The 17,846-nt window shown below is 70.5% G+C and carries 19 protein-coding genes; 5 read left to right on the top strand and 14 right to left on the bottom strand.

Features of this window, described 5'->3' with window-relative positions:
* The 3 genes from CKO31_RS22715 to CKO31_RS22705 all read left to right on the top strand — a co-directional run.
* Positions 1–297: Sua5/YciO/YrdC/YwlC family protein (locus CKO31_RS22715; RefSeq protein WP_200241966.1), on the top strand; the 297-nt coding region annotated here is incomplete at its 5' end.
* A 235-nt stretch (positions 298–532) separates the two neighbouring features.
* A complete protein-coding gene (locus tag CKO31_RS22710) occupies positions 533–1,579 on the top strand; it encodes an SAM-dependent methyltransferase (RefSeq protein WP_200241954.1) in 1,047 nt (348 codons plus the stop codon).
* A 284-nt stretch (positions 1,580–1,863) separates the two neighbouring features.
* On the top strand, positions 1,864–2,415 hold the full coding sequence (locus CKO31_RS22705) for a hypothetical protein (protein ID WP_200241952.1): 552 nt from the start codon (positions 1,864–1,866) through the stop codon (positions 2,413–2,415).
* Positions 2,416–2,431: 16 nt separating this feature from the next.
* On the opposite strand, the gene CKO31_RS22700 is transcribed toward CKO31_RS22705, so the two are convergent.
* The 13 genes from CKO31_RS22700 to hemB all read right to left on the bottom strand — a co-directional run bounded on the left by CKO31_RS22700 (position 2,432) and on the right by hemB (position 14,281).
* The gene (locus CKO31_RS22700; protein ID WP_200241950.1) at positions 2,432–2,974 is read right to left on the bottom strand and encodes an inorganic diphosphatase; all 543 of its coding nucleotides are present in this window, start codon (positions 2,972–2,974) and stop codon (positions 2,432–2,434) included.
* Positions 2,971–3,246: a transcriptional antiterminator, Rof gene (locus CKO31_RS22695; protein ID WP_200241949.1), complete on the bottom strand. Its 276-nt coding sequence runs from the start codon at positions 3,244–3,246 to the stop codon at positions 2,971–2,973. The genes CKO31_RS22700 and CKO31_RS22695 overlap by 4 nt, the downstream gene beginning before the upstream one ends.
* A 23-nt stretch (positions 3,247–3,269) precedes the next feature.
* Positions 3,270–4,163: a class I SAM-dependent methyltransferase gene (locus CKO31_RS22690; RefSeq protein WP_200241946.1), complete on the bottom strand. Its 894-nt coding sequence runs from the start codon at positions 4,161–4,163 to the stop codon at positions 3,270–3,272.
* Positions 4,156–5,271: a glycosyltransferase family 4 protein gene (locus CKO31_RS22685; protein ID WP_200241943.1), complete on the bottom strand. Its 1,116-nt coding sequence runs from the start codon at positions 5,269–5,271 to the stop codon at positions 4,156–4,158. Before CKO31_RS22685 ends, CKO31_RS22690 begins: the two co-directional genes overlap by 8 nt.
* Before the next feature lie 25 nt (positions 5,272–5,296).
* Positions 5,297–5,701 (bottom strand): 6-pyruvoyl trahydropterin synthase family protein, encoded by a 405-nt coding sequence (locus CKO31_RS22680; protein ID WP_200241940.1) that lies wholly within the window; start codon positions 5,699–5,701, stop codon positions 5,297–5,299.
* Positions 5,702–5,911: 210 nt separating this feature from the next.
* Complete coding sequence (locus CKO31_RS22675; protein WP_200241937.1) at positions 5,912–6,901, bottom strand: zinc-dependent alcohol dehydrogenase; 990 nt, start codon at positions 6,899–6,901, stop codon at positions 5,912–5,914.
* Between the two features lie 19 nt (positions 6,902–6,920).
* A complete protein-coding gene (locus tag CKO31_RS22670; RefSeq protein WP_242475597.1) occupies positions 6,921–7,577 on the bottom strand; it encodes an FkbM family methyltransferase in 657 nt (218 codons plus the stop codon).
* A gap of 134 nt (positions 7,578–7,711) precedes the next feature.
* Positions 7,712–9,556, bottom strand: a complete 1,845-nt coding sequence (gene mdoH / locus CKO31_RS22665; protein WP_200241932.1) for a glucans biosynthesis glucosyltransferase MdoH — start codon at positions 9,554–9,556, stop codon at positions 7,712–7,714.
* A 260-nt stretch (positions 9,557–9,816) separates the two neighbouring features.
* On the bottom strand, positions 9,817–10,506 hold the full coding sequence (locus CKO31_RS22660; RefSeq protein WP_200241929.1) for a hypothetical protein: 690 nt from the start codon (positions 10,504–10,506) through the stop codon (positions 9,817–9,819).
* 16 nt (positions 10,507–10,522) lie between these two features.
* Positions 10,523–11,215 carry a hypothetical protein gene (locus tag CKO31_RS22655; RefSeq protein ID WP_200241927.1) on the bottom strand — a complete coding sequence of 231 codons (693 nt, stop codon included), beginning with the start codon at positions 11,213–11,215 and terminating at the stop codon, positions 10,523–10,525.
* A 94-nt stretch (positions 11,216–11,309) separates the two neighbouring features.
* Positions 11,310–12,185 carry an NAD(P)-dependent oxidoreductase gene (locus CKO31_RS22650; RefSeq protein ID WP_200241924.1) on the bottom strand — a complete coding sequence of 292 codons (876 nt, stop codon included), beginning with the start codon at positions 12,183–12,185 and terminating at the stop codon, positions 11,310–11,312.
* 134 nt (positions 12,186–12,319) lie between these two features.
* The gene (gene aroE / locus CKO31_RS22645; protein ID WP_200241921.1) at positions 12,320–13,150 is read right to left on the bottom strand and encodes a shikimate dehydrogenase; all 831 of its coding nucleotides are present in this window, start codon (positions 13,148–13,150) and stop codon (positions 12,320–12,322) included.
* 117 nt (positions 13,151–13,267) lie between these two features.
* Positions 13,268–14,281, bottom strand: a complete 1,014-nt coding sequence (hemB, locus tag CKO31_RS22640; RefSeq protein WP_200241919.1) for a porphobilinogen synthase — start codon at positions 14,279–14,281, stop codon at positions 13,268–13,270.
* Positions 14,282–14,547: 266 nt separating this feature from the next.
* On the opposite strand from hemB, the gene CKO31_RS22635 reads away from it, so the two are divergent.
* Positions 14,548–14,937, top strand: coding sequence for a thioredoxin family protein (locus CKO31_RS22635; RefSeq protein WP_200241916.1), 390 nt, complete (start codon positions 14,548–14,550; stop codon positions 14,935–14,937).
* 349 nt (positions 14,938–15,286) lie between these two features.
* Here the strand turns inward: CKO31_RS22635 and leuA are convergent, their stop codons facing one another.
* Positions 15,287–16,999 carry a 2-isopropylmalate synthase gene (leuA, locus tag CKO31_RS22630; protein ID WP_200241913.1) on the bottom strand — a complete coding sequence of 571 codons (1,713 nt, stop codon included), beginning with the start codon at positions 16,997–16,999 and terminating at the stop codon, positions 15,287–15,289.
* 469 nt (positions 17,000–17,468) lie between these two features.
* Here leuA and relB point away from each other — a divergent pair, with 469 nt between their 5' ends.
* On the top strand, positions 17,469–17,699 hold the full coding sequence (gene relB, locus CKO31_RS22625) for a type II toxin-antitoxin system RelB family antitoxin (protein ID WP_200241910.1): 231 nt from the start codon (positions 17,469–17,471) through the stop codon (positions 17,697–17,699).
* Positions 17,700–17,846 lie beyond the last annotated feature (147 nt).

Below are 17,846 nucleotides of genomic sequence, written 5' to 3'. Positions count from 1 at the left end.
CCCGAGACCCCGCAGTGGCTCACCGGCGCCCACGACACCCTCGCCGTGCGCGTCACCGATCACCCCCTCGCCACCGCCCTCTGCCGCACCTGTGCGCGCTACGGCACCCACATCGGCAGCGGCGCACTGGTGTCCACCAGCGCCAACCTGAGCGACCTCAAGCCCGCCCGCACACCGCTCGACGTTCGCCGCCAGCTCCGCGGCGCGCCGGACCTCCTCGTCGCCGGCCGCTGCGGCAGCCACCCACGCCCCTCCAGCATCCGCGACGCACGCACGGGGCGTGTCCTGCGCGGCTGAGACGGCCGCCCTCCCCTACCGAAGCTCAGAAAAACCGGGGACGGTATACTAATCAGCGCGCGTCCGGAAACAAGCCGGGCAGCCAGCGCCACGCGAGCTTGGCCGGGAAGGCGATCCGCAGCGGCGCATCGGCGGTTTCGTAGCCTCCCACGCCAGCCGCACCTGGCCGCTTGCAACACCCCGCCTTGGACAACACCTGAACAGCTGCAAGAAGATCGACGACAACGGAGCAGACATGCCCATTTCCGAAGCCAGAATCCTCGACTGGGTGGAGCGCGGCCGGGTGCCGGACCCGGTGGTGCGCGCCGGCATCCGCCAGCGGCTGAAAAAGATGATCGACGAGCTGCCGGGCGCCGAGCCCGAGGCCGCCTGGGCGCATAAGCGCGATTTTCTGGCCCTGATGGACGCCTCCCCCGTCGCCGCAGTGCCGGAGCGCGCCAACGAGCAGCACTACGAGGTGCCGTCGGAATTCTTCGACGTCGTGCTGGGCCCGCGGCGCAAGTACAGCTGCTGTTACTGGCCGGACGGGGTCGACGACCTCGCCGCAGCCGAGGAGGCATCGCTCGCCGTCACCGCGGAGCGCGCCGGGATCGCGGAAGACCAGGACGTGCTGGAGCTCGGCTGCGGCTGGGGCTCGTTCAGCCTCTGGGCCGCCGAGCGCTTCCCCGGCAGCCGCTTCACGGCGGTGTCCAACTCGGCCTCACAGCGTGCCTTCATCGAGGCGGAGGCGGTCCGGCGCGGCCTTGAGAACCTGACCGTCATCACCGCCGACATGAACCACTTCGAGACCGACGGGCGCTTCCACCGCGTCGTCTCCATCGAGATGTTCGAGCACATGCGCAACTGGCGGGTGCTGTTCGACCGGGTCAACGGCTGGCTCCAGCCCGGCGGGCGCTTTTTCATGCATGTGTTCTGTCACCGCGAGCATCCCTTTCCATACGAGGACACCGGGACCGAGGATTGGATGAGCCATTATTTCTTCGCCGGCGGCATCATGCCGAGCGACGACCTGCCGCTGTACTTCCAGCAGGACCTGAAGCTCATCGACCGCTGGCGCTGGAACGGCAAGCACTACGCGCGCACCCTGAACGCCTGGCTCGCCGAGCAGGACGCGGCACGGGAGCGGGTCTGGCCCATCCTGGCGCAGACCTACGGCGACGACCAAGCCGCCCTGTGGTGGATGCGCCGGCGACTCTTCTTTATGGGCTGCGCCGAGTTCTTCGGCTATCGGGACGGCTCCGAGTGGTATGTCGGGCACTATCTCTTCGAGCGCCCGGCCTGAGCATACGCCGACAATATGCCTCCGGCTCCGACCACCGGCGGGAGCCGCGTCTGCAACGGTACGCTGGATCACCGCAGACCCCGCGCACAGCGCCGGCACCTCGCTGCCGACCACGGTTTCCCCGAGCCGATCACAAGCATTCCCCGATGACTGCGGTATAGTGGATCTGCGGCGGTGCCGGGACGGAGCCGGCGGCGCCAAGGCCCAGGGTCAAGCCCCAGGCTCAAGACCCGGGCCCCAAGACCCGGCGCCCAATCCGCGGCCTAGATTCAGTCAGGGGAGCCATGCGCGTCACCAAAGCAGCACGTCTCGGCCGTCCCGCGCTGCTGGCGGCTGGCCTCGCCCTCGCCGCCGGCTGCGGCGGCAACAGGGGGCAGGTGGACTACGATCTGCTCTTCACCAAGGTCGAGCCCATCGACTACGCGCGCATCCTCTGCCGTGGCATCGATATGCAGGACCAACACACTTGCATGACCTCGGTGCTTCAGCATCATCGCGACATGCGCTACGACGAACCGTCCCCGAGCGAGGTCAACGGCGGCCCCTTCGTCATTGTCCTGGACGACGACCTCTACCGCGGCACCTATGTCTCCAACCCTTTCGTGTCGGCGTTCACGGTGAGCAACGGCGCCAACATCTGCCGCGGGCGCTTTAACGCCTTCGGCGGCGACACCCGTGCGGAATTCGCCGTGCGCTGCGACGACGGCAGCACCGGCCTCGCCAACATCATCCTGGATGTGGATGGCCGCAACGGCATCGGCAAGATGGACTTCGCCGACGGCCGCCGCGGCGAGATCGTCTTCGGCCACCGCGCCGTGGGCGGCAACTTCCTCTGAGCCGGACGGCAGCCGCTCAGAAAGGCACCGGCGGCCCGTCCCAATCCAGGCAAGCGCGCGGCCGCGAGCAGCGCCACGCGCGCTCGGCGCTGACCCAGCCGCTGAGCCCGGTGCGCCCGGGCCAGCCCCGCCAGGCGTTGAGCAGTCTCTTGGCCCAGCCGTAAACCTTGAAGAAGGCGAGCGTGCGGCGCCGCGCCCGGGCCAGCCCGGCGCCGTCCAGGGGCGCAGTGGTGCAGATCAGCTTGTCGTCGTAGAGTCCCCGGTCCTGGAGGCGCACGGCGCCGCAGGCGAAGGCGTCAACGCGGGACCCCGCCGGCAGCCGCGGGCCCAGCACCACCGCATCCAGCAGGTCGCCCTCCAGGCCCAGACGCTCGCGGATGCTGCCGTAGTTGAATGGACAGGGCAGCGGGGAGAGGAAATCGAGCCGCCCGGTAGAGCCGACCTTGCGGAAGCTGCCCCGCGGGATCTCGATGGTGACCGTCACCGCCAGCGCAGCCGGCGGCCCGCTTGCGCCGGCGTGCCCCGGCTGATGGCTGGACGCGGCGCCGTCCGGACTCATGGCGGTGCGGCGGCCCCGTGCGGGCGCTCGACAGGGGTCTCGCTGCGGATGCGGTCCAGCCGCAGCCGGCGCTCATTGCCGTTCGCATCCCGCACGAGGAGCCACTCGGCGCCGTCGGCGATGGCGATGTCCAGCGGCAGCGCCAGCAGCTCGGTGGGGCGCTCGGCCCCGCCGGGACCAGTCTGCACTCCGAGGCGCAGCCAACGGCCGCGCAGGATGGCGAGCTCCAGGGCTTCGTGCCGCGCGCAGGCAATGGGTTGGTAGTCGCTCATACCGGTGGGGGCATCCGTTTCGGTCAGGGCAACGCCAGCAGGTCTTGATGGCCCACCCGCAGCCATGAGCGGCCCGCCGCCACCCAGCCGCAGCGCGCCGTGAGCCAAGCGTCCAGCCGCGACGCGGGCAACCCGGCGCCTGAGCTCGCCATCGCCGAGGCCGCATCCCGCCAGCCCGCGAGCAGCGCATGCTGAAGATCGGGCGCCTCGGTGCCGAGCACCCAGTCGCTCGGGGCCATCTCCACCCGCCAGCCGAGCGCCCGGCAGCGCGCGGCAGCGCGCTCTGCGGCTGCCGGCCCCAGCGCCGGGCCGAAGCCCTTGTCCGTGCGCTGATGGCGGTTCACGAGGTCGACAACCCGGGCATCCTCGCCATGTGCCGGCGATACGGTACAGCGCCCGTCATAGCTCAGGGTGAAGAGCAGCGCACAGCCGCCCGCGCGGCAGCGCGCCAGCAGGGCAGCATCCAGCCAGGACGCCGACACCAGATCCAGCAGCGCCGACGCCGTCACCAGGCCGTCCGCCGGCACCGGCAGCACCCGGAAATCGCCCGCGAGGTCCAGCCGCCGGGTCGCCACGGCAGCCTCCCAGCCGCCGGCGGCGAGCTGCAAGCCGTCATCCGTCTCGCGGCAGGCGAGGCCCGCGGCGCCCGCCCATTCGCCGGTGACCGCGGGCAGGCGCGCCAGCAGCGCCGGGGCATGGTCCACACAGGTCCACTGCTGGCGGCGATGCCCCACCGCCGCCAACAGCGGTGCCAGGTGGCGCAGATTGGCCCCGGTGCCGCAGCCGAGGTCCAGGACCTGCAGCAGACCGTCCGTCGCCGGCGCCAGGCCCGCGAGCCCCTGCACCAGCTCGTCCGCCCGTGCTGCGGTATCCGCGGGCACCCGCAGTGCCAGCCAGGCGTCGCTGAAGTCAGACATCGGCAACGGCCTCCGCGAAGCGCGCCGCCGCCGTCGGCCAATCCGGCAGCCGGGCACGGGCGCGGGCGGCACCGCCGGCGAGTCGCCTGCGCAGCTCGGGCTCGGTGAGCAGCCGCGCCAGCGCCCGGCGCAGGGCGTCCACGGAGCCCGGTTGCACCAGCAGCCCGGCGTCGGCGGGCACGGTATCGACGACGGCGCCGCCGGTGGTGCCCAGCACCGGTAGCCCGTGGGCCAGGGCCTCGGCGAAGGCCATGCCGTAGCCCTCGAACCGGCTCGCCAGCACGAAGAGGTCCGCGCGCGCATAGCAGCCGGCGAGGTCCGCGGCATCCACCTCCCCCAAGAGGCGCACCCGCTGACCGAGCCCGAGGGCGTGGATGCGCTCGCGCAGCGCCGCCGCCGTGGGCGGATCGCGGCTCAGGCTGCCGACGCAGTCGAGCCGCCAATCCAGGTGCACGAGCCCGCCGAGCGCGGCCACCAGCAGGTCATGCCCCTTGCGCGGTGTCACACTCCCCACGCAAAGCAGCCGGATCGGTCCGCCCGGCGCAGCCCCATCGCCAGCCGTGGCACTGCCGCGGGCCGACGGTGCCGAGTCCGTGCCGGGCTCCACCACGCGCACCCGGCTCGCCGGCACGCCGTAGTCCGCCAACAGCCGCGAGGTGTGGGCGCTGGTGACCACCACGCGCCCGGCATGGCCCAGCGCCGCGGTCTCCGCCGCTTGCAGGCGTGCCGCTGCCGCCGCATCCAAGCCCGTCTCCAGCGCCAGCGGGTGATGCACCAGCGCCACCAGCCGCAGGCGTTGCGCATGGCGGGCGGCGACGTCCGGCATGGCCCCGAAGGCGAGCCCGTCCACCACCGTCAGGGCCCCGTCGGGGAGCGCGGCGAGCACCGCGTCCGCCGCGGCCAGCGCCTGTGCCGAAGGCATCGGAAAGCCCGCGTCCAAGGGCTGCACGTCCACGGCCCAGCCCAGCCCGCGCAGCCCCTCGGCGATGCGCACGTCGTAGCGCGTCCCGCCGGTCAGGGCCTCCGGAGTGCCGGGGAGCAGCAGGTGCAGGCTCGACGCACCGCACGCGCGCTTGGACTGGGGCGGAACGGGATCGGGTCGGGTCATCGGGTGCAGGACGAGAACCGGGCTGTCAGCCGCCCAGCTCGCCCTCGTAGGCCGCCCAAGCCACGTGGGATTCGGCCAGGGTGATGCGCATGGCGGTGAGCCCGGCACCGCCGGGCCCGAGATCGCCGGCTTTGATGCGCGCGGCCATGCGCTCGAAAATGACCCCGGCGAGGCGCTCGGTGGTGGTGTTCTGCCCGGCGAAGTCCGGCTCGTCGTCGAGGTTGCGGTAGTTGAGCGCCGCGAGCACCTCGCCGAGCACCGCCGAGGCCCTGCCGATGTCCACCACCAGTCCGTCCGCGTCCAGCGCCGGGCGCTTGAGCTCGCAGTCCACGACATAGGTCGCCCCGTGCAAGCGTTGGGCGGGCCCGAAGATCTCGCCCTTGAAGCTGTGGGCGATCATGATGTGGTCGCGGACGGTGAGGCTGTACATGCCAAGCTCCCAATCGAAAGGCGTCAGACTACCGGCAAACCCCCACCCATTGCGACCACCACCGAGCCGCAAAGCCACCCACCGCCATCAGCATAGGGATCGAGGTCGGGATCGGGATCGGAATCGCAATCGCAATCGGACTCAGGATATCGGCATCGGCACCAACATCAGCCCGCTGCCCGGAGGACCCAACACCCGGCGCAGCCCCGCTTACCGGTACCGAATCCGCTGGGTCAGCGTGTCACCGGGCGCAGACGCGAGCCTCGCCTGCACCGCCGCCAGCGCCTCGAAGGGCGCTTCGTCGGTGATGAGCGCATCCAGCGCAGCCGCCTGCGGCTCCGCCAGCAGCGACAATGCCAATGCCAGCCGGCGGCGATGGTCCCAGCGCGGGCGCTGCGCGGCGGCGACACTGCCCACCTGCGAGGACACCAGCCGCAGCCGGCGCTGGTGGAAGGCCTCCCCCAACGGCAGGGTGACCGGCTTGGCGCCGAACCAGCTCAGCTCCAGCACCGTCGCCTCGAAGCCGGCGAGCCCCAGCGCCGTGACGAGCCCAGCCGGATTGCCGCTGGCATGGATCACCAGATCCGCCTCCGGCGCCGCCGTCTCCGGGCTGCGGAAGTCGGCGCCCATGGCGGCGGCGATGTCCGCCCGCCGGGGACTGGTGTCGATGAGCTCCACCCGGCAGCCGGGGATGCGCGCCGCCAGCCAGGCCGCCAGGCAGCCCAGCGTACCGGCGCCGATGACGGCGACGCGGTCCCCCACCCGCGGCAGCCCGTCCCAGAGCCCGTTGACGGCGGTCTCCAGGTTGGCCGCCAGCACGGCCCGCCCCGGCGGTAGTCCATCGGGCAGCGGTGTGACGGCCTCCGCCGGCACCTGGTAGCAGTCCTGGTGCGGATACAGGCAGTAGACGACGCGCCCGAGCAGCTCGGCCGGGCCGGCGACGACCTCGCCCACGCTGATGTAGCCGTACTTCACCGGCGCCGGGAAGTCGCCGTCCTGGAATGGCGCACGCATGCGCCGGTACTCGCTCGGCGGCACCTCGCCGCGGAACACCAGGCCCTCGGTGCCGCGGCTGATGCCGGAGTAGCGCGTGCGCACCCGCACCCAGCCCGCCGGCAGCGCCGCCAGGGCTTGCGGGCGGATCTCGCCCCGGCCCGGTGCCGTGACCCAGAAGGCCCGCGCCCGTGTCGCAGCGCTCATATCTCCCCGACCCGTCGCCTCAGCCCCGCAAGGCATAGATGTCGCCGGAATTGGCATGCGCGGGCAGCGCATCCAGCCAGGCGCGGATGCCGTCGGCACTCGTCCAAGCGGCGTGCAGCAGGCGCTGGCTCTCGCCGAGCGCCGCGTTGAAGCGATCGGCCCCGAGCCGCCGGCACTCCAGCAGCGCCGCCCGGGCCACCGGCCGCTGGATGGTGGTGAACTCGAAGGACAGGGCCGGCGGCGCCAGGCTGAGCCCGCGCAGCACCTGGTCCTCATAGCCCTCGACGTCGATCTTCACGAAGCGCGGCTCGCCGAAGCGGGCCACCAGGGCGTCCAGCGTCGTCACCGGCACCTGCACCCGCTCCTCCCAGCGCTGGCCCTGCCAGGCTCGCGCGCCGGCGGCGGCCTGGATGAAGTCCGCCGACGCCGTGCTGACGGTGGGATTGTCCAGGTTCAGATGCATGGTGGTCGTGCCGGCGGCGGCGCCCGCCGCCGCCTGTACGATGCTCACCCGGCGGTCGCCGCCGTAGAGCAGCCGCAGCAGGTGCGCCAGCAGCGGCTGCGGCTCCACCGCAACCACGCGCATGCCGAGGCGGCGGAAGCTCGCGACCCGGTCCCCCACGTGGGCGCCGATGTCGAACACCAGATCACCGCGCCCGGCGAAGCGCGCATGCATGTGGTCCAAAGCGCCGCGGCGCTCGGGGCGGTAATAGATACCCAGCGAGCGCACTACACCAAAGAGGCCGCGCAGCGGCCGCGGCAGCCGCAGTACTCCGGGGCCCGGCTTCGTCGACGCGGAGCCACCCATGCTCAGTCGGCGTGATCGGCGGCCGCCTCGCCGAGCCGTAACCGCCGCGGGGGCGGCTGCGATGCCAGCGCCGGCAGGTGCAGTGCTGCCACCGCCGGGGCCGGCAGCGTCTCCTCCGGAATCCGCCAGAGCCCGATCCAGGCCACGAAGCGCCCGAGCGCCGGCACCGAGGTCAGCACCGCCACCGGCACGGCGGCAAGGGCGATGCCAAAGAAGGGTGAAAAGAACAGCGCCCCCGGCGGGCTGAACGAGGCAAACCAGGCGACCCCAACGCCGCCGAAGAGGGTCTGCGGCCACAGCCGGCGCAGCGCCGCCAGGGGGTTGACCCAGTGCACGGCACGCCGCTGCGCCCCCCACACCGCCGCCCGGCCGAGCACGAGCCCGGCGATGAACACCGCATGCCCCACGGCTAGGATGGGCGCCATGATCACCGAGAAGGCCATATCGCCCGCAGCGCCCGCCAGCAGCCGCGGCCCGCCGCCGAAGCGCAGCCGCCGGTCGCCGTCCAGCGCCACCTCCAACAGCGCCCCGAGCTTGGGCGCGAAGGCCATGCCCATGCTCAGCGCAAAGACCGCAAGCCCCGGCCCGGGGTGGAAGCTCGGCCCGGTGTCGAAGGCCAGCGGCAGCGCGAACAGCAGCATCAGCAGCACCCAGGCGGTGGAGCCGATGAAGCCGCCGGTGGCCAGCGCCAGGTTCACCCGGCTCACCGGGTGCAGATCGGGCCAGCTCAGCAGCTTGAAGTACTGCATATTGCCGTGGCACCAGCGCAGGTCCCGCCGCAGGTATTCCGTCAGCGTCGTAGGCGTCTCCTCCCAGCTGCCGCTCTCCAGCAGCATCACCCGCACCTCGTACCCGGCGCGGCGCATCAGCGCCGCCTCCACCTGATCATGACTCAGCACCCAGCCGGCCAGGGGTCCACGGCCCGGCAGCGGCGCCAGGTGGCAATGCTCGATGAAGGGCTGCAGGCGAATCAGCGCATTGTGGCCCCAGTAGGGCCCGACGTCCTGCTGCCACCAGGCATTGCCGGCGGTGAAGCCGTTCATCAGCATGCGCATGCCGAACTGCAGCGGCCGCGCGAAGGCGCTGGTGGTGGGCAGCCCCGCCATCAGCGACTGCAGGATGCCCAGCTGTGGGGCCTGCTGCAGGGTGCGGACCATGCGCAGGATGACGTCCGCCTCCATCAGGCTGTCGGCGTCCAGCACGAGCATGAAGTCGTGCCGATGGCCCCAGCGCTCGCAGAAATCCCGGATGTTGCCGGCCTTGAAGCCCGGGTTCTCCGCACGGCGCCGGTAGGTGACGCCCATGCGGTCGTGCCAGCGCTCGGCGAGCTCCCGGACCCGGGCTTCCTCGGCGGCGATGACCTCGGGCCAGTGGGAATCGCTCAGCACATAGACATGGAAGCGATCCGCCACGCCGGAGGCCACCAGCCCTTCGATCATGACGTCCAGGTTGCGGCCGACGGTGGCCGCGTCCTCGTTGCGGATGCAGCTCACAATGGCGGTGCTGGTTGTGATGGGGCTGCGGTCGGTGGCGTCCGCCAGCGGCGGGCACACGGCCCGCGCCAAGTCCGGGCTGGTGCGCGCCAGCGACAGCCCGATGACGGCATTCCAGAAGGCGATGGCGTTGAAGGGCACGGTTAACGCGAAGAGTCCGGTGATGACGACATCCATGGGACCGAAGCCGCCGGCGGACAGGGTCCAGACCATGAGTGTGGTGGCAACCAGCAGAGTAGCGCTCACCAGAAGGGCGAAGAGCTGACGGCGGCGGCGCAAGGGTATGCCGGCGGTCGCTACGGCGGAGAGACCGGCGCCGTCACCGGCGACCAAGAGGGGCTGCGAGCTGCGCATGAGACAACATCCTGGGTTCGGCTGCGGGGCGAATGGGGCTCACAAGGCCGCGACGCATGCGGTCCGCACTGAGCGGGCAGCACCCTGCACCCCTTTCGCGAGCGTAATGAGGGACATCCCTAATATTGCAAGGATGAGACAGTCGCGCATCGCTGGGCGTTGTGATCGCCGTGATGCGCTGCAGGTTCCTTGCGGATGATCGAGCCTTTGTCTCGGTCGGTGGTGCCGCTGCCGCCCAGGGGGTCGCCGGGGCCCCGCCGTCAGTACAGCTCGGCGGAGATTTCTTCGATGGGAATGAAGCGCGGAGGCATGTCCGCGGGGACGCCGTCCACCCAGATACGCCCGGCACGGTAGTCCCGGCGTACGTGGCTGCGCCCGCCGCGAGGCCGGATGACAGTGATGTCATCCGCATAGAGCCCGAGGGTCTCATAGATGCGATCCCAGCCCAGCAACAGACGCACGGCCTTGGTGGAGCGCCGACGCTGCACCCAGCTGATCTCCAAGAGCCCGTCCGCAGTGATCTCCAGGTCGACTACCGCCGAGGCGATGTTGCCGCTGAGGCCACTGCTGCACTCGACGCAGGGCAGCATCCCCGGCGCAAGCAGGCCGCGGCGCCAGCCGCCGTCGGGGGTGCCGAACAGGATAAAGAGCCCGCGGGCGCCGCGCGGATACGCCGGGTCTTCCGGTGCCTCACGCTGGCGCTGCACGACCACGGCGAGGTCGTCGTAGGGGTCGTCGTTCAGGTGACCGCTCACCACCCGCGCCGGGGTCCACCAGTCGCTCGGAAGCCAGTCATCGACCCGGGGCGGCAGCACTGCCGACGCGGTGGTCCCCGCCTCCTGCCCCGGTGCCGGCGGGCTCACCAGCGCGATGGCGAGGGCGCAGGCCCATGCCGGTGCCAGCCGGGCAACGGCCGCACGTCCGCAGAGCGCCGCGTGCCGGGCGCTCATCGAGGCGGCTGAGGGGTCAATGGGAGTGGCCCGGGCCGCCGGCGTCTGCGAGGACTTGGCGCAGGTGCTCCAGCCGCGGCCTCAGATCGCCGACGTCTGCTCCGCGCTCGCTGAGACGCCTGTGCAGCGCCTCCGCCTCGTCCACGATGACAGCGAGCTGCGGGCCATCGAAGACCTCGCAGGCGGCGGCGAATTCTGGATCGTCGGCGGACAGCAGCGACGGTGTCAAATCCTGGGGGCGGATCGGGCTCTCCGGATGCAGCAGGTCCGCCACCAGCGGCTGCTCCAGCAGCCGGAAGTGGATCTCCCGGGCGGCGGCCTCGTCGGCCAGCTCCTGTTGCGCCGTGGGGTCGTCGCCGACATGGCGCAGCAGCGTGCGCATGATGACCTCGATGAGCTTCGCCAGCGCCTGCTTCGCCTCGGTCTGGTCCTCCGGCAGGCCGCTGGCCTGGTCGTAATGGCGCTCCAGATCGGCCTTCAGCTCCAGCACCGGATCGCTGCCGGCGTCTGGCGGCAGGTCCGCCGCGCGCTCCACGAGCTGCCGGAAGGACGCCTGGAAGGCCTCGAGCTCTTCGTGGTCCAGGCGCTGGGCCTCCAGCAACTGCTCCGGCGGCACTTCCTCCGGCGGCCACGCAAACAGCGCATTCATGTGCCGGCGGCGCAGATGGCGCTCGCGACGACCGGGGCGGTGGTTGAAGGGCAGATCCATCGTTAGGGGCTAGGGGCTAGGGGCTAGGGGATAGCAAGAAGGTGACGCATCGACACCACATTGCTCCATAGGGTGAGGGTCCGGGGCTAGATACCTAGTCACTCGTCCCTAGCCCCTGATTCAAAGCTTCATACAGCGCCGAATAGTCGGCATCGCCATAACCGCGCTCGATACCCCGCTCGGCCGCCGCCGCCACCGCCGCGAGCAGAGCCGTGTCCAGCCCCGCCTCGCCCATGACACCTTCCATCAGCCGGACGTCCTTGAGCAGGTGCTTCAGGGGGAAATTGGCGCTGACGTAGTCGTGCTCCAGGTATTTGCCCAGCTTCTTGTCGAAGGTGGGGGCATAGAGCGCGCTGCCGCGCAGCACGCCCATGAACTGCTCCACGTTGAGTCCGGCCTTGCGCACCAAGCCGAGGCTCAGCGAGAAGGTCGCCGTGAGCCCGGCAATGAGCTGGTTCATCGCGAGCTTGAGCGCCGCCGCCTGCCCGAGCTCGCCGATATGCCGGGGCTCCTGCGACAGTGCCTCGAGCACCGGCAAGCAGCGCTCGTAGACGGCCCTGTCCCCGCCGGCCATGACCAGGAGCTTGCCGTCGCGGGCCTCGGGCAGGCTGCCGAGCACCGGCGCTTCAAGGTAGGCGCCGCCAGCGCCCGCCACGCGCTCGCCCAGGGCACGGCTCTGCGCCGGCGCAATGGTGCCCATCTGCACGAGGGTGCGCCCGGCAAGCGTCGGCGCCGTGTCCTCTGCGAACAGCGTTGCCTCGATGGCCGCGGCGTCCGCCAGCAGCAGCAGCACGACATCGGCCTCGGCAGTGGCAGCGGCGGGCGTCTGTGGCAGCCGAATGCCGACGGTAGCCAGCGGCGCCGCTTTGTCTGCGGTGCGGTTCCAGGCGCCGACGGCGAAGCCCTGGGCCTTGAGTCGGATGGCGATCTCGCTGCCGAGAAGTCCGGTGCCGAGGACGCTGACCTGCATGATGGACCTCATTCGCGCTCAGTTGGGACGGCTCGCTTCGACTTTTCGGTAATTGATGGGCACCGCCGCGGGACTCAACCGGCGCCTTGCCCGGAAAGACCCACCAGAAAGGCCCAGGGGCCAGGAGCCCGACCTCAGTCCCCCATAGCGGCACCGTCGCCGCGCAGCATGGCGATGACCGGCGCCGTCTGCGGGCGCACACCCCGCCAGAGCCGGAAGGACTCCGCCGCCTGCTCCACCAGCATGCCAAGGCCGTCCAGCGCCCGCGCCGCGCCTTGGCCCCGGCCCCAGCGGCAAAAGGGCGTGGGCACATCGCCGTAGACCATGTCGTAGACCCAGCCGTCGGCGGCCAGGAGCCCGTCCGGCAGCGGCGGCACATCGCCGCCGAGGCCGCTGGAGGTGGCATTGATGATGAGGTCGAATCGGCGCCCGGCCAGGGCCTCGAAGCCACAACCGCCGACCTCGCCGCCTGCAGCGGCGGCCAGGTCCACCGCCTTGGTCGGCGTCCGGTTGGCGATGGTGAGCGCAGCCGGACCCGCGTCGACCAGCGCCGGCAGCACCCCGCGGGCCGCACCGCCGGCCCCGAGCAGCAGCAGCCGTTTGCCGGCAAAGTCGAAGCCGTGGTGATCGCGCAGATCGCGCACCAGCCCGATGCCGTCGGTGTTGTCGCCGCGCAGCCGTCCATCGTCCAGCACGATGATGGTATTGACGGCGCCTGCGGCCTCGGCGCGATCGCTGCGGTCGGCCAGCAGGGCCCAGGCCTCTTGCTTGAAGGGCACGGTCACATTGAGCCCGCGGCCGCCGTCGGCCACGAAGGCGCGCACGTCGCCCGGGAAGTCCTCTAGGCTGCCCAGGATGCGCCCGTACTCCACGCGCTCACCGGTCTGCCGGGCGAAGGCGGCGTGGATCTGCGGCGATTTGCTATGGCCGATGGGATTGCCGATGACGGCGTAGTGGTCGGACATCGAAGTTTCGAGTGTCGAGGGGCGAGTTTCGAGGGTTCAGAGGCTAGGGGGTAGGGTCTGAGCCAAGTGAATCGAGTGAAGGATACTCGCTCCTCGACACTCGTCACTCGTCACTCGTCACTCATTCAACCATTGCGCGGCTTGCTTGGCGTAGTAGGTGAGGATGCCGTCGGCGCCGGCGCGCTTGCAGCCCATGAGCGCCTCCAGCACCACCGGGCGCTCGTCCAGCCAGCCGTTCTGGCTCGCGGCCTTGAGCATCGCGTACTCGCCGCTGACGTGGTAGACGAACGTCGGCGCCGCAAAACGCTCCTTCACGCGCCGCACGATGTCGAGGTAAGGCATGCCGGGCTTGACCATGACCATGTCGGCGCCTTCGGCGAGGTCCAGCGCCACCTCGTGTAGGGCCTCGTCGCTATTGGCCGGGTCCATCTGATAGGTGTACTTGTCGCCACCGCCGAGATTGGCCGCCGAGCCCACGGCGTCGCGGAAGGGGCCGTAGAAGCTGGAGGCGTACTTGGCCGAGTAGGCCATGATGCGGGTGTTGATGGCGCCGGCCTCTTCCAGCGCCGTGCGCACGGCGCCGATGCGCCCGTCCATCATGTCCGACGGGGCCACGATGTCCGCGCCCACCTCGGCGTGGGACACCGCCTGCTGCACCAATACCTCGACGGTGGCGTCATTCATCACATAGCCGCCCGCGTCGATGAGCCCGTCCTGGCCGTGGGTCGTGAACGGGTCCAGCGCGACGTCGGTCATAACCCCGAGCCCGGGTACCGCGTCCTTGAGCGCCTTGACGGCCCGCTGCGCCAAACCGTCCGGGTTGTAAGCCTCGCGAGCGTCCTCGGATTTCGCATCCATGGGCGTCACCGGGAACACGGCCATGGCGGGCACGCCGAGCTTGGCCACCGCCTGCGCCTCCTCCACCAGCAAATCGACGCTCAGGCGCTCGACGCCGGGCATGGACGGCACCGCCTCGCGCTGACCCGTGCCCTCCAGCACGAACACCGGGTAGATGAAATCATCCGGCGTCAGGGCGGTCTCGCGCATGAGCCGGCGCGAGAAGTCGTCCCGGCGCATGCGGCGCATGCGTGTGGTGGGATAGGCGGCGCGTTGCGTGAGGACGTCGGTCATGGGCGGGTTCCGCATTGAGCTTGGGCTTTGTGGCCCGCAAAGATAGCGCATCCGCCGGCAATGCCTCCACCCCGCGCACGAGGCCTCGAGCGGCGGGCGCAGCGGCAAATACCAAGCGCCGCACTCAAGTTCCACCACCGCGGCTCAGGACCGCCCCAGGTCGCAGCGGTATGCGTCTGCGCCTACAATGCGGAGCGGGCCGTCAGGGCCTGTGCCGACGCGGCAGCCATGACCACGCAGCGAGCAAGCAGCAGGTAGCCTTCACAATGTTGTTCCATGTCCACGCGGACAGTCCGTACGCCTTCGATGTCGATCAGGCACAGTTCGAGCAAGAAGTCATCGCGGCCTCGCGGGAGCGTCCGGTGCTGGTGGACTTCTGGGCCGAATGGTGCGCCCCTTGTCACCAGCTCTCCCCGCATCTGAACCGTGTCATCGACGAATACGACGGCACCGTCCGGCTCGCGAAGGTGGAGGTCGACGCGGGCGAGAACATGAAGCTTGCCGGCCACTTCCGGCTGCGTGGCTTCCCAACGGTCATCCTCTTCCAGGACGGCGAAGAGCGCGGGCGCTTCAGCGGCTCGCGCTCCAGCCATCAGGTCCGCGAGTGGCTGGCGGAGCACCTCGACGCAGACGCCGCCGGCCACGCGGCAGCCTGAGCCGCAACCGCCGCGGACACCCGATCCGGCTGCGCGGGCGGGCTGGTGCGTCGCAAAGCCCTGCCGCAGCACGGCCGAATGGGCATGCCCTAGCCGTACACCCGCTAGCCGTTCACGCGTATTGCAACGCTGATCGCTGCCCCGATTGCTGCCGGCGCCGCGCGGTTGTCGGCCGCCGCAGTCATGGCCCTTGCGGATCGCCCGACCCCGCCGCCAACGAGAGCCGCTGCGGCGGACCAGCGCCCTTGCCGGCGACCTCCTCAGTCCAGCCCGATACCCGCCCGATATACCCGCCCGATATACCCGCCCGATCGATGATGGGCCTGTTGGCCAACTTGCGGCGGCGACTTCAGGCGACCGCACGGGGCCCTGGCTCAGCCGCGCGTGCGCTGTCTTGCGCCTGCCCACCGGCGGCGGCGCCGTTCAGCGCCGACAGCACGGCCCGCAGCGACGCGCCCACGGTGTCGCGGTCGATGGCGGCGCCCGGCACCTGCCGGCCCTCGATGTCCAGCAGCACATAGGCGGCGGCCTCGGCATCGGTGCCGGCGCCGATGGCGTGCTCCTGGTAGTCGGCGATGCTGACCTCGACGCCGAAGGCGCGCTGCCACGCGTCCGCGAAGGCGGCGATGGCGCCGTCGCCTTCGCCGGTGATGTGATGCTCCATGCCCTGCCTGAGGATGCGCGCCTCGATGCGGTCATGCCCGTTGCGGCTCAGCTTGTAGCCCGTCAGCCGCATCGGCGCACCATCGCCATCGTGGACGAAGTGCTCCTGGAACAGCGCATAGATGCGCTCGGCGTCGATGATGCCGCTGCGCTCCTCGCTCTCGCGCTGCACGACGGGCGCTAGCGCCTGCTGCAGCCAGCGCGGCAGGTTGAGGCCGTAGTCGCGCTCCAGCACGAAGGCGATGCCGCCCTTGCCGGATTGGCTGTTGACGCGAATCACCGCCTCGTAGCTGCGGCCGATGTCCGCCGGGTCGATGGGCAGATACGCCACCTGCCAGGGCAGATCCTCGGTGGCGCGCTGGTGGCGCAGGGACTTGCCGATGGCGTCCTGATGGCTCCCGGAGAAGGCCGTGTAGACCAGCTCCCCCACCCAGGGGTGGCGCGGATGGCAGGCGATGCCGGTGCAGCGCTCGGTGACTTTGATGATCCGGTCAGGGTCCGAGAGGTCGAGCTTCGGGTCGACGCCCTGGCTGTAGAGGTTCATGGCCACTGTGACCAGGTCCATGTTGCCGGTGCGCTCGCCGTTGCCGAGCAACGTGCCCTCCAGGCGGTCGGCGCCCGCGAGCAGCCCCAGCTCCGCCGCCGCCGCGGCGCCGCCGCGGTCGTTGTGGGTGTGCAGCGACACGATGACCGACTCGCGCCGGTCCAGGTGCCGGCAGAACCACTCCACCTGGTCGGCGAAGACGTTCGGGCTCGCGGACTCCACCGTCGCCGGCAGGTTCACGATGCAGGGCTGCTCCGGCGTCGGGCGCCAGACATCCAGTACGGCGTTGACCACCTCCACGGCATAGTCCGGCTCTGTCTGGGAGTAGCTCTCCGGCGAATACTGGAAGGTCCACCGGGTGCCCGGATACTTGGCCGCCTCGCGCTGCAGCAGCTCGGCGCCGCGCACGGCGATGGCCTTCACGCCTTTGCGGTCGGCGCCGAAGACCCATTCACGCTGCACCGGCGAGGTGCTGTTGTAGACGTGCACGATGGCCTGGTGCACGCCGTCCAGCGCCGCGAAGGTGCGCTGGATGAGGTCCTCGCGGGCTTGGGTCAACACTTGGACAGTGACGTCTTCGGGAATCTGGCGCTCCTCGATGAGCCAGCGCAGGAAGTCATGGTCCGGCTGGCTCGCGGACGGGAAGCCCACCTCGATCTCTTTCACGCCGATGTCCACCAGCAGTCGCCACAGCTCCTGCTTCTGCGCAACGCTCATGGGCGCCAGCAGTGCCTGGTTGCCGTCGCGCAGGTCCACGCTGGCCCAGTAGGGGGCTTGTGTGATGGTGCGGTCCGGCCAGCTGCGGTCCGCGAGCTGGACGGTGGGTGCGGGGCGGTATTTGCGGTGGTCGAACATGTTTCGAGGGTCGAGTTTCGAGGGTCGAGTTTCGAGGGTTGGCGGCTCCGGCCTGCGCCGGGTTGCGGCGGCGGGCGCGGGAGCCACTGGAGCGGGCCTTTGCCTTGTGAGCTTGGCCCTAGCTGGCTCGTGGCCGACGCTGCATAGTCTGCGCGCATCGACCCCGCAGGTGATTGCGAATATGCCCCTTTAATCGGTCTATTTGGCAATAATCTGTCTCATTATTGGGTTCATGCGCAATCTAGCTGGGGGAGGGAGCAGTACGGAGTGCGCAGTACGAAGTGCGGTGTGCGGCGTGTGGCCCTCACGAGACCAGCCCTCAGCCCTCAGCCCTCAGCCCTCAGCCCTCAGCCCTCAGCCCTCAGCCCTCAGCCCAGCGTGAGCGCGCAGCGCCGAGCGTCGGCAAGGGCAACGCCTTGCCCCTGCGCTACACTCCAGCCGTCGGCTTCAGCACACGCCAAACAGCCCCATGACCAACCTCTCCATCGACATCCCCGAGGAGCTCGCCGAGCGGCTCACCACCCTCAGCGCCGAGACCGGCCGCAGCGAGGCGGACATGATCGCCGAGGCCCTGGCCGAGTACCTGGGCGATCTCGAGGACCTCGCCATCGCCAGGCAGCGGCACGCGGAGTTTTTGGCGAGCGGCGAGCGGACCTATTCGCTGGACGAAGTGGAGCGGGAGCTTGGCCTGGACGACTAGATTCACCGACCGCGCCAAGAAGGAGCTGGCGAAGCTCGACAAGCCCGTCGGCAAACGCATCATCGCCGAGATCCAGGACCACCAGGTACGCGTGCTTGTGATCCGCGTCGGGCACCAGAGCAAGGTGTATCGCCCCCAGCCCCCAGC

Source organism: Thiohalocapsa halophila (assembly GCF_016583825.1).
Lineage (GTDB): Bacteria > Pseudomonadota > Gammaproteobacteria > Chromatiales > Chromatiaceae > Thiohalocapsa > Thiohalocapsa halophila.
The sequence above is the reverse complement of the archived record's forward strand: the minus strand, read 5'-3'. Positions and strand labels throughout refer to the sequence as shown.

Bases quoted from the DNA above. Each gene is read 5' to 3' on its own strand.
- CKO31_RS22710 (WP_200241954.1), top strand. From the start codon at position 533: ATGCCCATTTCCGAAGCCAGAATCCTCGACTGGGTGGAGCGCGGCCGG.
- CKO31_RS22705 (WP_200241952.1), top strand. From the start codon at position 1,864: ATGCGCGTCACCAAAGCAGCACGTCTCGGCCGTCCCGCGCTGCTGGCG.
- CKO31_RS22700 (WP_200241950.1), bottom strand. From the start codon at position 2,974: ATGAGTCCGGACGGCGCCGCGTCCAGCCATCAGCCGGGGCACGCCGGC.
- CKO31_RS22695 (WP_200241949.1), bottom strand. From the start codon at position 3,246: ATGAGCGACTACCAACCCATTGCCTGCGCGCGGCACGAAGCCCTGGAG.
- CKO31_RS22690 (WP_200241946.1), bottom strand. From the start codon at position 4,163: ATGTCTGACTTCAGCGACGCCTGGCTGGCACTGCGGGTGCCCGCGGAT.
- CKO31_RS22685 (WP_200241943.1), bottom strand. From the start codon at position 5,271: ATGACCCGACCCGATCCCGTTCCGCCCCAGTCCAAGCGCGCGTGCGGT.
- CKO31_RS22680 (WP_200241940.1), bottom strand. From the start codon at position 5,701: ATGTACAGCCTCACCGTCCGCGACCACATCATGATCGCCCACAGCTTC.
- CKO31_RS22675 (WP_200241937.1), bottom strand. From the start codon at position 6,901: ATGAGCGCTGCGACACGGGCGCGGGCCTTCTGGGTCACGGCACCGGGC.
- CKO31_RS22670 (WP_242475597.1), bottom strand. From the start codon at position 7,577: ATGCATGCGCGCTTCGCCGGGCGCGGTGATCTGGTGTTCGACATCGGC.
- mdoH (WP_200241932.1), bottom strand. From the start codon at position 9,556: ATGCGCAGCTCGCAGCCCCTCTTGGTCGCCGGTGACGGCGCCGGTCTC.
- CKO31_RS22660 (WP_200241929.1), bottom strand. From the start codon at position 10,506: ATGAGCGCCCGGCACGCGGCGCTCTGCGGACGTGCGGCCGTTGCCCGG.
- CKO31_RS22655 (WP_200241927.1), bottom strand. From the start codon at position 11,215: ATGGATCTGCCCTTCAACCACCGCCCCGGTCGTCGCGAGCGCCATCTG.
- CKO31_RS22650 (WP_200241924.1), bottom strand. From the start codon at position 12,185: ATGCAGGTCAGCGTCCTCGGCACCGGACTTCTCGGCAGCGAGATCGCC.
- aroE (WP_200241921.1), bottom strand. From the start codon at position 13,150: ATGTCCGACCACTACGCCGTCATCGGCAATCCCATCGGCCATAGCAAA.
- hemB (WP_200241919.1), bottom strand. From the start codon at position 14,281: ATGACCGACGTCCTCACGCAACGCGCCGCCTATCCCACCACACGCATG.
- CKO31_RS22635 (WP_200241916.1), top strand. From the start codon at position 14,548: ATGTTGTTCCATGTCCACGCGGACAGTCCGTACGCCTTCGATGTCGAT.
- leuA (WP_200241913.1), bottom strand. From the start codon at position 16,999: ATGTTCGACCACCGCAAATACCGCCCCGCACCCACCGTCCAGCTCGCG.
- relB (WP_200241910.1), top strand. From the start codon at position 17,469: ATGACCAACCTCTCCATCGACATCCCCGAGGAGCTCGCCGAGCGGCTC.